This is a genomic window from Radicibacter daui, assembly GCA_030657355.1.
Classification (GTDB): Bacteria; Pseudomonadota; Alphaproteobacteria; order Radicibacterales; family Radicibacteraceae; genus Radicibacter; species Radicibacter daui.
Genome location: CP131056.1, coordinates 3,198,835 through 3,215,349 on the forward strand (window position 1 = coordinate 3,198,835; position 16,515 = coordinate 3,215,349).

The following is a 16,515-nucleotide window of genomic DNA, read 5'->3' on the forward strand; positions in this document are numbered from 1 at the left end:
ATTGCCTGACGACAAAAACAAAAGCCCCGGAAGGTCCGCCTTCCGGGGCTTTTGTTTTATCTCATGGCGACGCCCCTCAGAGCCCAAATTCCAACGGCGACGCCGCCTGCCACAGGGCATAAAAAAGCAGCATCAGCGCCAGGAGCGGCGTCAGCGAAAAACCCCCGCGCTCCCGCCTGAGGCGCGCCCACAGGAAAAGCCAGGGAAACCAGAGCAAGGCGCCCAGCGTCATGAAGCCGGTAATCTCTGCGGCACCCAGCCAGAAGCCGGCAAGCGCGCCGAGGATGACCTCTGCCGGCCCGACAAGGGAGTTATCCGCTCCCTTCCCGGCACTCTTCTGGGCCGCAGGTTTTCGGGCCGACAGCCGGCGACGCAGGCTCGACGGCGATGTCTCCGGCTCGTCATCACCGCGACCGGCACGGCGCAGGGCCATCCACCAGATCACAGCCATCAGCGCTCCCCAACTGCCGGCACCCAGCAACAGGTCACGCGGGGGCAGCGGTGCCAAAAAATGGCGCCACAGCAGGCCGCCTGCGGCGATCAGGACAAAGCCCGCCCACAATCCCTGGAGCCCCCCCAGAGGGGGCTGGGCATCGGGAGAGCGGACCACCTGCAGGACGATCCAGCCCAGCCCGAAAGCCAGCAGCACCAGTGCCGCAGCGCCATGAATTGGCGCCCGCACCAGCAGCGAATGGCTATAAAGATCGCCGGCCAAATCCATGCCTTCAGACCACCAGCGCCGACGGCGGCAAAGACAGCCGTTCAACCGCCGCCGTGAGCCGGGCAATCAGGTGCTGGCTTGCGGCATGCTGCGCGTGGCAGTGGGCAAGCTTGCGTTCCATTTCGATGAGGCGGCCCCGCAGTGCCTCGCCGTCAGCCAGCAGTTCCTCGCGCAAGCGCTGCTGGGTCGCAAGCAACGCCTCAAGCCTGCCGGCGCCAAGCGCCCGTTCCTCGCGCCGGGCCCGGAACCAGAGCAGCAGGGCCACCGCAGCCGGCACAGCCCATTGCGGCAGCGGCCCGGCAGCAAACGCCTGCAGAAAAGCTTCAAGGCTCATGTCTCGTCACTCCTTGCGCTGGTCGCCCTCCTGCCCCTGACGATAACGCAGCAGTCCACGAGGTCAAGGAATAAAAACCTAAATCATATGGTCGCCAGAGCGCCAAGCAGCTCCCCGGTCGTGATGACCGTGCAGAACTCGAAGCCCAGCGTTGCAACATGGGCCGCGTGAACCGCCGCTGCTGGAATGATGTCGCCCCGCTCGTCCGGCAGGTCAAAGCAGTCACAGGCATCGGCCACAAGCACCATGCGCCAGCCCATATTGGCGCCGGTGCGGATGGTGGTGGAGACGCACATGTCGGTAGAAATGCCGAAGGTAATCACCGACTGCGCGCCAAGCCGGCGCAGCCGCAAATCGAGATCGGTGCCGATGAAAGCGGAGTTGACGCTCTTGCTCACCACCGGCTCGCCGGCCAACGGCTCAAAACCCGGGCGAAACTGGTTTCCTTCCTGCCCCGGCCGCAATGTCGAGCCGGGTTCGACACTGTCGTGGCGCACATGCAGGAGCGGCCGGTTCGCCGTGCGCCAAGCGGCCAGGATGGCACTTCCCCGCTCATCGCTCTGATGGTTCCACCGCCCCGGCCAGCGACCGGGAAGATCAAACCCCCGCTGCATGTCGATGGGCAGCAGCACGGCCCCGGCAAGGTCTGGCAGTTCGGTCATGATAATCCCTTCAGGCGACAGGCGGGCAGCCCGTCCTTCTTGTCATAGGGCAAAGGGGCGAGACCAGAGCTCAAGCGGGTCAAGACCGGCGGCGGCCAGCACACGGGCAAACCGCTCTCCCGCCGGCGCGGTCACCAGCGCCACTCCTTCCGGCGGATGGCCGGCAGGCCGGGCGGCCCCGGGACCCAGCACTTCAGCCAGCCGCCGGGCCACGGCCGGTGCCGGATCGAGCCAGCGCGTTCCCTCCGGCGCCGCGGCCTTGAGAGCGGGCAGCAACAGCGGATAGTGCGTGCAGCCGAGTGCCACCGCATCCACGGGCGGTGCATCGGGGCCGAAGAAAGGGCCAAGAATGCGGGCAATCTCTTCCGTATCCGGGGCCTCCCCCAGCATCGAGGCCTCGGCCATGGCAGCAAGGTCGGGCGCCCCCACCCGCACCACGGTGCAGTCAGCGGCAAAATCCTCGACCAACCGGTCGACATAGGCGCGGCCGACGGTGCCCGGTGTTGCCAGAAGACCAATGGCCCGGCTGGTGGAAAGCAGCGCGGCCGGCTTGATCGGCGGCACCACCCCGACGACGGGGACGCTCAGGCGTTCGCGCAGCGGCCCCAGCACCAGGGTGGAGGCGGTGTTGCAGGCCACCACCACCGCATCGGCCGGCCACTCGAGAAGGGCGGAGGTGACGAGCGAGACCACACGCTCGATAATCACATGGTCGGCAAGACGGCCATAGGGAAAGGCGGCATGATCGGCAAGGAAGACGGGAGACAGGCCGGGAATCAGGGCCCGGCAGGCCGCCAGCACCGTGAGCCCGCCCAGGCCGGAATCGACCAGCAACACCCGCGGCGCCGGTGCTCCCGGCACCCGCATGGCCATGCCGGCATCGACGGGAGATGTCTCAAAACCGCCCGGCGGAAGTGCGGAGGTCATCGGGCGACTATCATCTGGTGGAGATCATTCAGCAGAAAACATCGGGCCGCAAAAGCCCGGTATCAGGAAAGGGCGGCACACCGCCCGCCGGTCAGAACCGGTCGGCCTTCACCATTTCGGTAATGGTTACGCCCACCTTCTCGCCGACGATGCACACCTCGCCGCGCGCCACCAGCCGGTCATTGGCGAAGACGTCCACCGGCTCGCTGATGCGCCGGTCGAGATAGATTTCGGCGCCGCGGCCGATGCGCAGCAGGTTGCCGACACGGATGTTATGCGTGCCCAGCACCACCGAGATTTCCACATCGACATCAAAAAGGGCGGCGATGTCGTCGTCACCCATGCCTTCAAATCCGCCCATCCGCTGCCCTGCCGGTTCGCGTTCCCATGACCCAATCCCCCAACAATGCAGCAATTCGCCGGCAAGTTCCAGATCTGGTCGTGGCGCGAACGATGGCTCATACTTAGGTTACAAACAGGGCGCAACGCAGCCAGCCCGCCCTCGCGGGAGAAAAACGGGCGGGCCAGCCAGGAAGCAAAGGACAGATATCAATGTCGCTGCAGGATCTCGAAGCCGGCCTCAACATGCTCGTCAACCAGATGGAAGACGGCCCGGAGGATCCGCATGCCCTGCTGATGGAGGTGGAGCAGCTGATCCACCGCTACGAAGCGCTGAACCAGATCCCGCCCGATGACCTGCTGGTGCTGCGAGACCAGCTGGCCGAACAGCTTGAGATAGAATAATTACCCTCGCTCGACAGGCAACGGGAGCGTATGGCCGCCCTGCCAGCTCCCCTCCGGCATCGGAACTCCGGCCTTAATCCAAAGGATAACATCCCTTTGCGTTACTTGACCGGAAGCCTTCGCGCACTCATCTCTTGATTGTGGGCCCGGCTGCGGGCGGTCTTTACCGCCCTGCGAGCCTGGCCGGCAAAGGCCCGCGGCCAGGAACGGCCGGGCAGGAAGAGGAGTGCGTGAGCCATGCATCGTATTCCCACCGACACACGGCGCCAGCGTCGCGGCGAGGCCCTGCTGGCAGAGCTTGTTCCGCTCGCCCGCAACCGCGCCGAAGAGGCCGAGGAACTGCAGCAGGCCCGCTTCGACGGTGCCGCTGCCCATCTGCAACCCTTCTTCCGCATCGACAATATCGCCGGCATCGAGGTTTATGAGGGCGGCGAGGGATATCGTGTCGATCTGGTCTTCAAGGACCACCCCCATGAGATGGACCGTCTGAGCTCCCCCAACGGACTCACCCTTGAGGACGAGGAAGACGCCATCGAATATGCGCTCGGACTGCTGGTAGTCATGCTGCGCAACGAGGCGTTTGAAGCCGAGGCCGGCCGCAATCCGGCCCTGCTCGACACGCACCTCTGGTTCGATCTTGCCGGCATCTGGCTGGGCATGCCGCACCATGCCTTCGTCGCGATGCGCGAGGCGGCGGCAAGGGACCGGCGCACGCCGATGCGGGTGGCCGGTGAAATTGCCGACCAGCTGCGCCGTATCGCCCCCGCCGGCATCACCCCGGAAACGCTGGAGCGTATCGAGGACGGCGAACGCAGCAAACTGATGGGCCTTATCCTGCTGGCGCTCCACAAGGGCATCTCGCAGGTCGTCACCGCCCAGAATGCCGGACGTGTGCAGGAACGGGGCAGTCCGCTGGCTGCCGTGCCGGTGTTCGACATGGAGCGCACCACCGCTGCGCTCTATGAACCGCAAAGCGGCCCGTCCTCCCCGCTCGGGGCACTCGGTCCCTCCGTGCCCTATCTGCACTGACCGGCAAGCGGCTCCCGAAAACAAAACCCCGCGAGGCCGGCACCTCGCGGGGTTTTTCTTTTCCGGTACTTTTTCAGTGCTGCGACAGCGGATCAGCTGACGCGGCGCGGCGCCGGCAGCGGCACACCATCGGCCACATCGTTGCTGGCAGCACGCGGCGCCGGGCTCGGCACAGCGACCTTGGCAACAACAGCATTCTTTGCGGCCGGTACCGGCACGGCCGGCTTTGCCGCGGCAACAGCCGCCGGCTTGCCAGCAGCACCCTTGCGCGGCGCCGGCAGGACCATGGAGGTCTTGCTGGCCGGCTTGCCATTGCGGGACAGCGCCTTGGGCTTGAAGGGCTTGGTTTCGCCAACACGAATTTCCGGCGAGCCTTCCATCATGCTCAGCGGATCGAGGAACTCGTCATTCTCGCTCACCTCCCAGTAGAGGTGGGACCCGGTGGCAAGGCCAGAGCGGCCGACATAGGCGATCAGGTCGCCGCAGCTGACCTTGGCGCCAACCTTGAGGCCTTTGGCAAAACCCGCGAGATGGGCGTAGGTGGTCTCGATGCCATCGGGGTGCTTGATGCGCACAAGGCGGCCGTAATTGCCGTGGGTGCCAACCTGCACCACCACGCCTTCGGCGGGAGCATAAACGGGCGAGCCCTGCGGCAGCGCGAAGTCGACGCCGTTGTGGAAGCGCCGGTCACCCAGAACCGGGTGGATACGCCAGCCGAAGGTGGAGGAGACATAACCGCCCGAAACCGGGCTGATGAAAGGTGTGCTGTCGGACGTCGAACAGGATGTAGGCGATGCATGCGCAATGGAGCCGACCGAGAAGGTGACGAGCGCGGCAATAGCCGCCACCGAAAGGATCGTTGCTTTCCGCATCCTTGTGCCCACTCCTGCTTTACCGGCTGCTGTCGTTACCCGCGTCTTGCAGCCTTGTTTTGCCCATGAACGATGGGCCTTTGCCCACCGCACAGCTCCTGCCCGCTTGCCGGGACTTTAAGGTGTCCGGCGCCTGTCCCCATCCCTGGGGCAGGCGCCCTGACGGTTAATTCTTCAACATGCCGGCAACCATTGCCGGGACATTGTGGCGGAACATGGTCAGATAATCGGGAGCCGGACCATCGGGGTCGGAAAGGCTGTCGGAATACAGCTCTCCTCCCAGCGCTGCCCCGCTTTCTTCGGCAATCTGCCGAACGAGGCGCGGATCGGTCATGTTCTCGATAAAAAGAGCCCTTGTCCCCTGTTCTTTTACCTGCCTGACGAGCGCGGCGACATCGGCTGCCGACGGCTCGCTTTCTGTGCTTATGCCCACGGGCGCCATGAACGTCACACCGTAAGCACGCCCAAAATACCCGAAAGCGTCATGCGAGGTAATGATTCTTCGCTTGTCTGCCGGAACCTTCGCGATTTCCCCGCGAACCCAGCCATCCAGCGCGTCGATCTTCGCCTCATATTGCACTGCGTTATGGTGGTAGCCGTCCGCGTGAGCCGGGTCAACAGCGGCCAGCGCGGTGGCAACATTTGCCGCATAGAGATGCCCGTTGGCGAGGTTCTGCCAGGCGTGCGGATCAGTAATAACCTCGCTTTTCCCGCCTTCATCCTCAACCATCGTGGCGCTGTGCACCCCCTCGCTCAACACGGCGATTCTGGCCCTGGTGCCGGAGGCAGCCACCAGCCGGTCGAGCCAGCCTTCAAGGCCCAGCCCGTTGGTCACGACAAGGTCGGCTTCCTTGAGAGCACGGGCATCGGCAGGCGTCGGCTCGAAGGTGTGCGCGTCCCCGCCCGGAGCGACGAGGGAGGTGACACTCACCTCCTCCCCGCCCACCTGCCTGACGATGTCGCCGATGATGCTGAAGGTCGCAACCACCTTCAGTGGCGCCGCTGCCGCCGGGCCGGCAAAGGCAAGGCCGAGCGCGAGGACAGGCACAGCCAGCAGCGGCCGGGTGGTGGAGGAAAGAAAACCGGAATTCAAGACGAAAGGCTCCCGTCGGTGATGAGGCCGGCAGCGCGTCTGCGGGACGGAAAAAACCGCCACACAAGGCCCCCCTCCCGGCCAAGGAAAAAGGAGAGAAGATAAAAGCCGCCCGCCATCAGGATGATCGCCGGGCCGGACGGCAAACTGGCGTGGAAGGAAAGCACCAGACCGCCATAGCCGGCGGCGAGCGCGAGTGCGCAGGAAAGGCAGATCAGGCTCCACACCTGCCGCGCCCAGAACCGGCTGGCGGCTGCCGGCAACATCATGATGCCCACCGCCATCAGCGTGCCGAGCGCCTGGAAACCCGCCACGAGGTTCAGCACGCACAACACCATGAGGGCGATGTGATAGAGCCCGCCCGGCACCCCGAGCGCCCGCAGAAAGCCTGGATCGAAGCATTCCATCACCAGCGGCCGGTAGAGGAGCGCCAGCACGGCAAGGCTGACCGTGGCGATAGCGGCCACCAGCACCAGCGAAGGCCCGTCCACCGCCAGAATGGTGCCGAACAGCACATGCATGAGATCGACGCTGCCACCGCGCAGCGAGACGATCAGCACCCCCGCCGCCAGCGAGATGAGATAGAAGGCGGCGAAGCTTGCATCCTCGCGCTGGCGGGTAAGGCGCGCAGTGAGCCCAGCCAGAAGCGCCACCGCCAGCCCGGCGGCAAAACCGCCAAGGCTCATGGCCGGCAGCGACAGGCCGGCGAAGACAAAGCCCACTGCCGCCCCCGGCATGATGGCGTGCGAGAGCGCATCGCCCATCAGGCTCATGCGCCGCAGCACGAGAAAGACACCCAGCGGCCCGCTGCCCACTGCCAGCGCCGCGCACGCCACCAGTGCCCGCCGCATGAAGCCGTAATCGGTAAAGGGCGCCACCAGCAGCGCTTCGGCCCCGGCGATCATGCCACCCTCCCGGCAAGCCCGCACAGCCCGGCCAAGGGGGCAGATACCGCAGGCTTCGGCCCCGGCGCGCCCGCCGTTCGACCCCAGGTCACGGCGTCCGGCGCAAGCCGGAGAGTATCGGCAAACCGTGTGCGCGCCAGTTCAAGGTCGTGTAGTACAGTGATGATGGTGCGCCCTTCGCCATGCCAGCCGGCAATCACATCCATCAGTGCGGCGCTGGTGGCGGCATCGAGCGCGGCAAAAGGTTCGTCCAGCAACAGCACCGGCGCATCCAGCAGCATGAGCCGGGCAAAGAAGGCGCGCTGGCGCAGCCCCGGGCTCAGTGCCCCCAGCGGCCGGCTTGCCAGCGCACCAAGGCCGAAGCGCTCCAGCACCGCTTCCGCTTCCTGCAGCAGACCGTCGCTCGCACCGCCAAACCCGCCAATACGCCGCCAGGCGCCCATCAGCACGGTGTCGAGAACGGACATCGGAAAATCGAGGTCGATCTCGGCCTGCTGCGGCAGGTAGCCGATCAGCCGGCGCCACTGCCGCCCCGCGCCCTGCCCCCCGGCGCTCACAGGCTCGATGCTGCCGGCACGCGGTTTCAGGAGGCCGGCGACAGCCTTCAGAAGTGTGCTCTTGCCAGCCCCGTTCGGGCCGATGACGGCGGTAAGACTGCCCGGCGCGAAGGTGCCGCTCAGCTCACGCAGCGTCACCTCGCCCCCATAGCCGAGCGTCAGCCGGTCAAGGCGTATGCCAACGGCTGCTGAGATGCCCGCGCTCATACCGGCCCCACCCCCGCGAGCAGCATGGCAAACCAGCCATTGGCCCAGCCGACGGCAAGCCACAGCAAGGCCGCCACCGCCAGGGCAGCGGCAAGCCGGCGGCCTGCGCTCCAGGCAAAAGGCCGGGGCCCGCCGGCAAGGCGGACGGTCGATCGCCATGGGGGCGGAGGCAAGGAGGATGAGGTCATGAGCAGGATCCGGGACGCGAGAAGTATTCTTGATATGTTATAATGTAACATATCATTAGCGATATCTGCCCAGACTGGCAACCCGTCTTGTCCGGGGCCGGGAGCGTCATGCGGCCGCAGCGGCGGGGACAGGGTATCGCGGGACATAAAAAATGCCCGGCCCCTCGGGAAAAGGGGCCGGGCTCATAAACAATCGCGATGAAGGTCGGGAAAGGCTGCCGCCGCTAAGGGATCAGCCCCCGCCGGACGTGGTGGGAGCCTTGACCGGGGCCGGCACGAAGAAGAGGTCGCGCAGGAAACCGGGAGTCAGCGTCGAGAACGGGTTGACGTTAACCTCGGCATTATCGAAGCCGCCGCGCACCGAATAGGTCGTGGCTACGAGCCCGCCGCCGCTGGTGCCGGTGACGATGCTGCCGATGAGCGGAATGCGACCGATGGTGTTCTGCAGGAAGGAATTGACCGCCAGCGCCGGCACCACCTGCCCGTTGAGCTCGATGGTCTTGGCTTTGGTATCCAGCACCCCTTGTGCGGTCACGCCGAGATTGCCGCCGGAGGTCCGGAGCCCGTCGATGGTGAGATAAGGCGAGTTCCAGCTGTACTGCGTCTCCAGCCGCGCAAAGCTGAGCCCGCTGCCCTCCAGCAAGTCACCGATGCCACCCAGCGTTGCCGCTTTGACAATGCGCGCCAGAAGCGGCGCCCGCACCAGCCGGTAGTCGGTCATCCACAACCGGCCTTCGATCAGTGTCTTGTCCGGGCGGTCATTGTCTTCATGCATCAGCCCTTCGATGGTGAGCTTGCCGCCGGTGACATTGTCCGTGAGGCCGAAATCCCTGAGCACGGCACCGGCATCGTCGGTCGCAACGCGCATCGGCCGGCCCACCGAATTGGCATCCTGCGGCGTGACGGAAAATTCGACCGGGGTGCCGCTGCTGGAGGCTGCCTTCACGTCCGCGCCCATCAGCAGCCCGTCGATCAGGCGGATACGGCCCTTGACCGCCGTCAACGCCATCTTGTCCTTGAAGGTTAGCGAAGCGAGGTCGAGTTCGGCGTTGATGACATCCGACTTGCCGGCGGCGCGCCGCGCGGCAGCGGCTTTGGCCTCCTCGATTGCCTTGGCCTCCGCGGCCTTGCGCTCTTGTTCCGTCTGGCCTTCCGGGGCGGGCTTGTCGGCCAGCAGCGGGCGCAGGTCGAGCGCCTTGCCGCTGAGCCGCACGTTATAGACACCGGGCTGACGGTCGACGATGGCGCTGAAATCATCAGGCCCCAGTTTCGCACGATCAAGCCGCAGCTGGCGCAGCGTGCTGCCATTTTGCAGCAACACCGACCCGGCGAGCTGGTCACCGCCGATGGCGATGTTGAAACTCGGCACCCCTTCGATGCCTTTGTCGTCGATCAGCAGCGAAGCGCTGACCTCGCCGGCTGTACCCGGCTGCTTGCTCCAGCCGAGCTGGGGCAGCGAAAGCGTGCTCTGGGTCAGATCGCCCACCAGATCGAGCCGCTGCGTCTTGTCGGCCGATTGCCGGTAACCGAGTTTGACCGGTACCGGCCCCATGAGCCAGGGCGCCGTCGCCAGCCCCCAGCGCCGCATCAGCAATTCCTGATCGGCTGTCATCTCCACCGAGAGCGTGCGCGGCGTCTGCGTTCCGTGGCGGAAATCCTCCTTCCACTCGATCTTCGCCGGCCGGCCGTCCAGCTGGGCGGCCCCCTTTACCTGCAGGCCGGACCCGTCAACCGTCAGCGCCAGATCGCCTGCCGTAAGGGACAGTGGCGCTACCGTGTCGGAGACGGTGGCGTTCTTGATGTTGGCGGCCGCACCGACGGCAATCTCTTCCATCGGCAGGTCGTTAAGCAGCGGGAAACTGAGCTTCAGATTGACGCCGGCGTCCCCGCTGACCTGCTCGGGATCGAGGCCCAGCTTCTTGAGCAGGGCAAGGCGCGGATGATTGACGAGCCGCAGCATCTCCACCACCGGACCAGAGGTGATGATCTGCATGTCCATATGCTCGTTACGCCCCGGCGGCGCCCCGAGATCGCTGATGGTGAGATGCGAGGGCTGCACCGCGATGGTGCCGAGCGTCCCGCTCTCCACCGCGATTTCCATGGTGGTGGCGTTGAAGCTTGCCCGCCCGTTCACATGCTCGACCGGCGGCATCGGGCGCAGGTAGTGCACCGAGAGATTATTGACGTCGATGAAGCCATCGAGCCGCCGCACCCACACGTCGCCCTGGTCGCCCTGGCTGGCTACGACATGGATCTCGGCATGCGGCACGATGCCGTCCAGCAGATTGCCGGTAACCCATTCACGCGCATGCGGCGAGGCATCGACCGGCCAGTACTGGGTAAGGTCATTCATGGCCACGCCATCGGCCCCGGCATCCGCAACCAGCGTCCAGCCCTTGTCGCTGTAGGGCTCCAGCCGGCCATTCGCCGTTACCACCGCGTCGCCCGAATGCAGCTTCACGTCGCTGAAGGTGAAGGTGCGCATCGCCATGTCGGCCTCGACGGCACCGGACAGGCTGTCGATGCCCAGCGGTTGCTGGAAATATTTTCCGGCGCTGAGCAGCCCGTTCTGACCGTCGATATGCGCAACCGCCCGCTGGAGCACCAGCCCGCGGGTAAAGGTAAAGGCCCCACTGCCGCCGATGGGCATGTCGAGCATTGTCAGCTGCGGCACGTCGGGCAGTTTGGGCGCCAGCGCCGCCGGGCTGAAATTATCGAAATTGAGGTTGGCAAGCACCGAACCGCTGGCCGCGTCGTACCGGGCCCGCCCGGCGATCGTTACCGTGCGGCCGGCCAGCTGAAGGTCGGCATCCAGCGTTGCCACCAGCCCCTGCGCATCGCGCGAGAAGCCAAGCGTGGTGTGCGTGGCCTCCCACTCGGTGCCCCGGCGCTGGTCATCAATGATCAGATGGGCATCGATGATGCGCACCGCCCTCAGATGTGCGCCGCTGAGGCGGCCGCCCCCCTCCCCGCCATCCAGCACGCCCAGCAACTGGGCAATCGCGTCCGGCGCCGGTGCCGCGCCGGCACCGGAGAGTTCAGCCGAATTGCCGGCCCCTTCGCCCGAGGGCGGCAGCGTGGCAGCACCGTCGCCAGCCGGCGGCAAGGCATTGGCCAACGTGCCGATGTCGAGATCGAAAGTGCCGCGCGGCGTCAGCACCAGCTTGAGTTCGGGGCTGAACAGGCTAAGGCGCGTGGGCGCCACCACGCCTTTGAGCGCCTGCGCAAAATCGAAACTGAAGCCGACAGCCGGCAGCATCATCCGGTCGCTGGAGCCGGGCGGCACTACCGACACCTCGCGGGCGCGCAGCTGCACGGGTTCCGACCAGCCATTCCACGCCAGTTCGGCATGGCCGACGGTGAGCTGGTAACCAGGCAAGGCGGAGGCGAGCAGCTGCTGCACTTCGCCAAGGAAAATATCGAGCGGCACCGGCCCGGTGGTAAGGCGCGCGATACCCATGCCGGCAATCAGCGGCACCACCATCAGCGCTGCCGCGATCAGCCCGCCGCAGCTATGCAATATCCAGCTGAAAAGACGCCTCAAGACCGGCGCCCCCGGAGGTTCGCCTGACCGCTCGCCTGCCCCTGCCATGCCCGCCCCTTGCCAGCCTTGACCATCTTGCCCCGCTCGGCCACCGTCCCGCCAATACCGGGCTCGCCAGAAAGCCCGCTCCCGCAAGGCCCGCCGTCAGGAAGCGCACCAATGTTCGATCTCACCCCCAGGGCCCTGCCCGTTGCCAGCCCCGAGGCCAATCTGGCGCGCGAGCGCTGGCAGGGCGCACTGGCCGCACGCGGCCTGGCCGCGCCAGCGGACGATGCTGCCAGCAGACTGCTGGAGGTGATCTTCGGCGCAAGCCCGCATCTTTCCACCGCGCTGGAGCGCGAGCCGGACCTGCTGGCCGCGCTGGAGGCCGACGGGCCGGATGCGGTGTTCGAAGCGGAAATCCGGAAACTTGCCGACGAGGCCGGCGAGCTGACCGATCCAGACCGCGTGATGATGCCGCTGCGCATCGCCAAGAGGCGGCTCGGGCTGGTCATCGCCATTGCCGACATCACCGGGCTCTGGGCGCTCGATGCCGTGACCGAAGCCCTCACCCGCCTTGCCGAGGCAACGCTGGGCGCAGCCGCAGACGCACTTATGCGGCGCGCATACGCCCGCGGCGACCTGGAGGCGCCGGCGGCCGGGGCCGCTATCAAGGCCAGCGGCCTCATCATCCTTGGCATGGGTAAACTCGGGGCACGGGAACTCAATTACTCCAGCGATATAGACCTGATCATCCTCTATGACGAGTCACGGATCACCAGCGCGAAGCCCGACCGTGTGCCGCAGCTTTTCGTCAGAATTGCGCGCGATCTGGTCAGGATAATGGAAGAACGCACCGGTGCGGGCTATGTGTTCCGCACCGATTTGCGCTTGAGGCCTGATCCCGGCTCGACCCCGCTTGCCGTCTCCGTTGCTGCTGCCGAGTACTATTACGGCGCCATTGGCCAGAACTGGGAACGCGCCGCCATGATCAAGGCGCGGCCCGTCGCTGGTGATATCGAAGCCGGCGAGGCTTTCCTTGCCGCTATCCGCCCCTTCGTGTGGCGGCGCAATCTCGATTTCGCCGCCATCCGCGATGTGCACGCCATGAAGCGGCAGATCAACCAGCACAGCCTCAAGGACAAGGGGATCGGCGCGGCACGCGCGGCCGGCTTCAACGTCAAGCTCGGGCGCGGCGGCATCCGCGAGATCGAGTTTTTCGTGCAGACCCAGCAGCTCATCTATGGCGGGCGCGAAGTGGCGCTGCGCATTCCCCGCACCGTCAAGGGCCTGTGGGCCCTGGTGGAGGCCGGACGCCTGCCGGCAGCAACCGCCGAGGAACTTTCCGCCGCCTATACCTTCCTGCGCACGGTCGAGCACCGGGTGCAGATGGTAGAGGATGCCCAGACCCACACCCTGCCGGAGAGTGCTGAAGGCCTTGGCGCCATCGCCGCCTTTCTGGGCTTTGCGACCAGCGATGCCTTCCAGGATGAACTGATCGCCCATGTCGACCGGGTGCGCGGACACTATGCCGCCCTGTTCGAGGATGTGCCGAGCCTTTCCGGCGAGGAAGGCAGCCTTGTCTTTACCGGCACGGAGGATGATCCCGAGACGCTGGCAACCCTGCGCTCGATGGGTTTTGCCGAACCGGCACGGGTGGCCGCCATCGTGCGCAACTGGCACATGGCGCATTACCGCGCCACCCGCTCCACCCGGGCGCGGGAGCTGCTGACCGATCTGGTGCCCGTCATCCTGCGCGCCCTTGCCGGCACGGCGGAACCGGATGCCGCCATGCTGCGCTTTGACAGCTTCCTCTCCCGCCTGCCGTCCGGCGTGCAGCTTTTCAGCCTCTTCCAGATGAATCCGCACCTGATGGAGCTGCTGGCGACCATCATGGGGGATTCGCCCTGGATGGCGGGCTACATGGCAAACCATCCCGATGCGCTGGAAGCGGTGCTGACGCCGGGTTTCCTCGACCGGCTGCCGGGACGTGAGGAACTGCGGGCCGAGCTTTCTTCGCAGATTGCCCATGCGCGCGACTTTGAGGATGTGCTGACGCTGTGCCAGCGTTTTGCCAAGGACCACAGTTTCCAGGCCGGGCTGCATGCGCTACTGCAGACGGAAATGTGGGAGGGCAATGGCCGCCTGCGCGCTCATATCGCCGAAACGGTGCTGGAAGGGCTGATGCCCGCGGTGGAAGGCGAGTTCGCCCGCCGCCATGGCCGGATGCCGCCGCTGCCGGGTGTCAGCCGGGTAGGCCCGCGCCAGGCGGAACTGGCCGTTATCGGCATGGGCAAGCTGGGCGGGCGCGAACTGTCACCGCGCTCCGACCTCGATCTGGTGCTGGTCTATCGCCCGCCGGGTCCCGAGGAACGCTCGGATGGCGAGCGGCCGCTAAGCGCCAATGAATATTACATCAAGCTCGGCCAACGCCTCATCAGCGCCCTGACCGCCCAGAGCGGCGACGGCCAGCTGTTCGAGATCGACCTGCGCCTGCGCCCTTCCGGCAATGCCGGCCCGCCCGCCGTCGGTCTGGAGGCCTTTACCGCCTACGAGGCGAACGAGGCCTGGACCTGGGAACATATGGCCCTCACCCGCGCCCGCGTGGTGGCCGGCCCGCCGGCCCTCGCCGCCGCCATCGAGGAAGTAATCCACGCCACCCTCACCCGCCCGCGCGACCCGGACCGGCTGCTGCGCGATGTCGCAGAGATGCGCGAGCGGCTGGACCGAGAATTCCGCCGCCCCAATCTGTGGGAAACCAAGTTCGCCCGCGGAGGCATCGTCGATATCGAGTTCATCGCCCAGTATCTGCAACTGCGCCATGCGCATGAAAACCCGGCCATCCTCAAGACAGGGACCAGCGAGGCCCTGATGGCGCTGGCCAAGGCCGGTTATCTGCCACAGGAGGATGCGCGCACGCTGCGTACCGCCCTCGGGCTATGGCTTCGGGTGCAGGCCTATATGCGCATCACCCATGGCCGCACCACCGAGCCGGCCTCCGCACCGGAAGCGCTGCGCCTCGGCCTTGCACGAACTGTGAAGGCAGCCATTGACGCCGACGGCCCGGTACCGACCTTTGAGGAAGCCGAGCGCCTGATCGGGGAGTGGCAGCAGCGTTGTTTTGCGCTCTACAGCTCTCTTGTCGCGCAGCCCGCCGCATCCCTGCCTGTGCAGGCTACGGATGCCTCCGGAATCACATCGTGAGGCCTGGCCGGCGCCTGCCGGCTCGGAAACATAACGGTGCCCGACGCCCCTCGCGCCGGGCCAACCGAACAGGAGGATGAAATCAAGATGGCTCTCGAAATCGGCAAGACTGCCCCGGACTTTACGCTGCCGACCGATGGCGGCGGTGAAGTGACCCTCTCGAAGCTGCGCGGCAAGCCCGTCATCCTCTATTTCTATCCCAAGGACGACACCCCCGGCTGCACCACCGAGGCCTGCGGCTTTCGCGACCAGTTCCCGGCCTTTTCCGGCGCAACCGTCATCGGCATCAGCAAGGACAGCGTGGCCAGCCACGACAAGTTCAAGGCCAAGTACAACCTGCCCTTTATCCTCGCTTCCGACGCCGAAAACGATGTGTGCGGCAGCTATGGCGTCTGGGGGGAGAAATCCATGTATGGCCGCAAATATATGGGCATCGACCGCGCAACCTTCGTCATCGATGCCGAAGGCAAGGTGGCGGGCATCTGGCGCAAGGTGAAGGTCGCCGGCCATGTCGAGGAAGTGCTGGCTGCGGTCACCAAGCTCGGCTGAGCTTCAGGCGACGTCAAGAAACCTGCTCCGCCAGCGCCGACGCGACGAAATCCGCGAAGGCCCGCGCCTTGGCGCTGGCGAGCCGGCCGCTGGGATAAAGCGCCCAGAGATCGATGCCCGGCAGCGCCCACTCCTCCAGCACCCGCACGACGGCGCCGCTGGCAAGTTCCGGCGCAAACATCCAGTCGGAAACCAGCGCCAGCCCCATATCCGCCAGTACCGCGGCACGCAGCCCTTCGGCCGCGCTAACGCTGAGGCGGCTTTTCGGCACCATGGAAACCTCGCTCGTCGCCCTGCGGAAAACCCAGCCCGGGCTTTCCTGCCCGTACAGCACCGCCTCTAATGTCGCCAGATCAGACGGATGCTGCGGCTTGCCCGCCCGCGCCAGATAGGCCGAACTTGCCACCACCGACCGGCGGCCCGAGGCCAGCTTGCGCGCCATCGCCCCGGAATCCGCCAGCAAGCCCATACGCAAGGAAAGGTCAATGCCTTCGCGCAAGAGGTCGATCTGGCGGTCATCCAGCACCACATCCATCTCCAGCTGCGGATGCTGGCTCATGAATTCCGGCAGGCGCGGAATGATGTGCAGCCGGGCAAAGGTGGTGGCCGCCGATATCCGCAGCCTACCGGAAAGCCCGCTGCCCGCCCCCCGCGCCTCCGCCTCGGCGCCTTCCGCTTCCTCCAGTGCCCGGCGCGCGCGCTCATAATAACGCTGGCCGGCCTCGCTCGGCGTCAGGCGCCGGGTGGAGCGCAGCAAAAGCCTGACGCCCAGCCATTCTTCTAGCTGTGCCACCGTCTTGGAGACGGCCGGTTGCCCGACCCCCAACTGGCGGGCGGCGGCGGAAAAGCTGCCCGTCTCGACCACGCGCACGAAAGTGGCCATCGCCTGCAACCGGTCCATCCCATTCCCCACCGGAATTTCTCTGGCAGAAACCCTAATGCCATCAGCTCATGGGCCGGAAGAAAAATTCCCGTGAGGAATAAATATTAGTCGGCAGGC

At 66.0% G+C, this 16,515-nt stretch carries 16 protein-coding genes; 4 read left to right on the forward strand and 12 right to left on the reverse strand.

What is annotated here, in order from left to right:
• Nucleotides 1–76: 76 nt before the first annotated feature.
• The 5 genes from QTL98_RS15005 to fliN all read right to left on the reverse strand — a co-directional run bounded on the left by QTL98_RS15005 (nucleotide 77) and on the right by fliN (nucleotide 2,987).
• Nucleotides 77–721, reverse strand: a complete 645-nt coding sequence (locus QTL98_RS15005) for a hypothetical protein (RefSeq protein WP_445679274.1) — start codon at nucleotides 719–721, stop codon at nucleotides 77–79.
• A gap of 4 nt (nucleotides 722–725) precedes the next feature.
• Nucleotides 726–1,055: a hypothetical protein gene (locus QTL98_RS15010; protein WP_445679275.1), complete on the reverse strand. Its 330-nt coding sequence runs from the start codon at nucleotides 1,053–1,055 to the stop codon at nucleotides 726–728.
• An 83-nt stretch (nucleotides 1,056–1,138) separates the two neighbouring features.
• The gene (locus tag QTL98_RS15015; RefSeq protein WP_445679276.1) at nucleotides 1,139–1,717 is read right to left on the reverse strand and encodes a cysteine hydrolase family protein; all 579 of its coding nucleotides are present in this window, start codon (nucleotides 1,715–1,717) and stop codon (nucleotides 1,139–1,141) included.
• Between the two features lie 42 nt (nucleotides 1,718–1,759).
• Entirely contained in the window at nucleotides 1,760–2,644 is an 885-nt protein-coding gene (gene murI, locus QTL98_RS15020; protein ID WP_445679277.1) for a glutamate racemase, read from the reverse strand.
• A 91-nt stretch (nucleotides 2,645–2,735) separates the two neighbouring features.
• The gene (gene fliN / locus QTL98_RS15025) at nucleotides 2,736–2,987 is read right to left on the reverse strand and encodes a flagellar motor switch protein FliN (RefSeq protein ID WP_445679278.1); all 252 of its coding nucleotides are present in this window, start codon (nucleotides 2,985–2,987) and stop codon (nucleotides 2,736–2,738) included.
• A 209-nt stretch (nucleotides 2,988–3,196) separates the two neighbouring features.
• Between fliN and QTL98_RS15030 the strand changes: the two genes are divergently transcribed.
• Nucleotides 3,197–3,388, forward strand: coding sequence for a hypothetical protein (locus tag QTL98_RS15030; RefSeq protein WP_445679279.1), 192 nt, complete (start codon nucleotides 3,197–3,199; stop codon nucleotides 3,386–3,388).
• Between the two features lie 237 nt (nucleotides 3,389–3,625).
• Entirely contained in the window at nucleotides 3,626–4,417 is a 792-nt protein-coding gene (locus QTL98_RS15035; protein WP_445679280.1) for a hypothetical protein, read from the forward strand.
• Between the two features lie 92 nt (nucleotides 4,418–4,509).
• Here QTL98_RS15035 and QTL98_RS15040 read toward each other — a convergent pair whose 3' ends face one another.
• From QTL98_RS15040 to QTL98_RS15065, 6 genes are all read right to left on the reverse strand, one after another.
• Nucleotides 4,510–5,289: a M23 family metallopeptidase gene (locus QTL98_RS15040; protein ID WP_445679281.1), complete on the reverse strand. Its 780-nt coding sequence runs from the start codon at nucleotides 5,287–5,289 to the stop codon at nucleotides 4,510–4,512.
• 166 nt (nucleotides 5,290–5,455) lie between these two features.
• Complete coding sequence (locus QTL98_RS15045) at nucleotides 5,456–6,382, reverse strand: metal ABC transporter substrate-binding protein (protein ID WP_445679282.1); 927 nt, start codon at nucleotides 6,380–6,382, stop codon at nucleotides 5,456–5,458.
• Nucleotides 6,379–7,287, reverse strand: a complete 909-nt coding sequence (locus QTL98_RS15050) for a metal ABC transporter permease (protein ID WP_445679283.1) — start codon at nucleotides 7,285–7,287, stop codon at nucleotides 6,379–6,381. Before QTL98_RS15050 ends, QTL98_RS15045 begins: the two co-directional genes overlap by 4 nt.
• Nucleotides 7,284–8,051, reverse strand: a complete 768-nt coding sequence (locus QTL98_RS15055) for a metal ABC transporter ATP-binding protein (protein ID WP_445679284.1) — start codon at nucleotides 8,049–8,051, stop codon at nucleotides 7,284–7,286. The genes QTL98_RS15050 and QTL98_RS15055 overlap by 4 nt, the downstream gene beginning before the upstream one ends.
• Nucleotides 8,048–8,239 carry a hypothetical protein gene (locus QTL98_RS15060; RefSeq protein ID WP_445679285.1) on the reverse strand — a complete coding sequence of 64 codons (192 nt, stop codon included), beginning with the start codon at nucleotides 8,237–8,239 and terminating at the stop codon, nucleotides 8,048–8,050. Before QTL98_RS15060 ends, QTL98_RS15055 begins: the two co-directional genes overlap by 4 nt.
• A gap of 232 nt (nucleotides 8,240–8,471) precedes the next feature.
• Entirely contained in the window at nucleotides 8,472–11,783 is a 3,312-nt protein-coding gene (locus tag QTL98_RS15065; protein ID WP_445679286.1) for a YhdP family protein, read from the reverse strand.
• 159 nt (nucleotides 11,784–11,942) lie between these two features.
• Between QTL98_RS15065 and QTL98_RS15070 the strand changes: the two genes are divergently transcribed.
• Both QTL98_RS15070 and bcp read left to right on the forward strand, forming a co-directional pair.
• On the forward strand, nucleotides 11,943–14,966 hold the full coding sequence (locus tag QTL98_RS15070) for a bifunctional [glutamine synthetase] adenylyltransferase/[glutamine synthetase]-adenylyl-L-tyrosine phosphorylase (protein WP_445679287.1): 3,024 nt from the start codon (nucleotides 11,943–11,945) through the stop codon (nucleotides 14,964–14,966).
• An 87-nt stretch (nucleotides 14,967–15,053) separates the two neighbouring features.
• On the forward strand, nucleotides 15,054–15,515 hold the full coding sequence (bcp, locus tag QTL98_RS15075; protein WP_445679288.1) for a thioredoxin-dependent thiol peroxidase: 462 nt from the start codon (nucleotides 15,054–15,056) through the stop codon (nucleotides 15,513–15,515).
• Between the two features lie 13 nt (nucleotides 15,516–15,528).
• Here bcp and QTL98_RS15080 read toward each other — a convergent pair whose 3' ends face one another.
• Nucleotides 15,529–16,416: a LysR family transcriptional regulator gene (locus QTL98_RS15080; protein WP_445679289.1), complete on the reverse strand. Its 888-nt coding sequence runs from the start codon at nucleotides 16,414–16,416 to the stop codon at nucleotides 15,529–15,531.
• Nucleotides 16,417–16,515 lie beyond the last annotated feature (99 nt).

What these genes read in the sequence shown, in the direction of transcription:
- QTL98_RS15005 (WP_445679274.1), bottom strand. Translation starts at nt 721, where the DNA reads ATGGATTTGGCCGGCGATCTTTATAGCCATTCGCTGCTGGTGCGGGCG.
- QTL98_RS15010 (WP_445679275.1), bottom strand. Translation starts at nt 1,055, where the DNA reads ATGAGCCTTGAAGCTTTTCTGCAGGCGTTTGCTGCCGGGCCGCTGCCG.
- QTL98_RS15015 (WP_445679276.1), bottom strand. Translation starts at nt 1,717, where the DNA reads ATGACCGAACTGCCAGACCTTGCCGGGGCCGTGCTGCTGCCCATCGAC.
- murI (WP_445679277.1), bottom strand. Translation starts at nt 2,644, where the DNA reads ATGACCTCCGCACTTCCGCCGGGCGGTTTTGAGACATCTCCCGTCGAT.
- fliN (WP_445679278.1), bottom strand. Translation starts at nt 2,987, where the DNA reads ATGGGTGACGACGACATCGCCGCCCTTTTTGATGTCGATGTGGAAATC.
- QTL98_RS15030 (WP_445679279.1), top strand. Translation starts at nt 3,197, where the DNA reads ATGTCGCTGCAGGATCTCGAAGCCGGCCTCAACATGCTCGTCAACCAG.
- QTL98_RS15035 (WP_445679280.1), top strand. Translation starts at nt 3,626, where the DNA reads ATGCATCGTATTCCCACCGACACACGGCGCCAGCGTCGCGGCGAGGCC.
- QTL98_RS15040 (WP_445679281.1), bottom strand. Translation starts at nt 5,289, where the DNA reads ATGCGGAAAGCAACGATCCTTTCGGTGGCGGCTATTGCCGCGCTCGTC.
- QTL98_RS15050 (WP_445679283.1), bottom strand. Translation starts at nt 7,287, where the DNA reads ATGATCGCCGGGGCCGAAGCGCTGCTGGTGGCGCCCTTTACCGATTAC.
- QTL98_RS15055 (WP_445679284.1), bottom strand. Translation starts at nt 8,051, where the DNA reads ATGAGCGCGGGCATCTCAGCAGCCGTTGGCATACGCCTTGACCGGCTG.
- QTL98_RS15060 (WP_445679285.1), bottom strand. Translation starts at nt 8,239, where the DNA reads ATGACCTCATCCTCCTTGCCTCCGCCCCCATGGCGATCGACCGTCCGC.
- QTL98_RS15070 (WP_445679287.1), top strand. Translation starts at nt 11,943, where the DNA reads ATGTTCGATCTCACCCCCAGGGCCCTGCCCGTTGCCAGCCCCGAGGCC.
- bcp (WP_445679288.1), top strand. Translation starts at nt 15,054, where the DNA reads ATGGCTCTCGAAATCGGCAAGACTGCCCCGGACTTTACGCTGCCGACC.
- QTL98_RS15080 (WP_445679289.1), bottom strand. Translation starts at nt 16,416, where the DNA reads ATGGACCGGTTGCAGGCGATGGCCACTTTCGTGCGCGTGGTCGAGACG.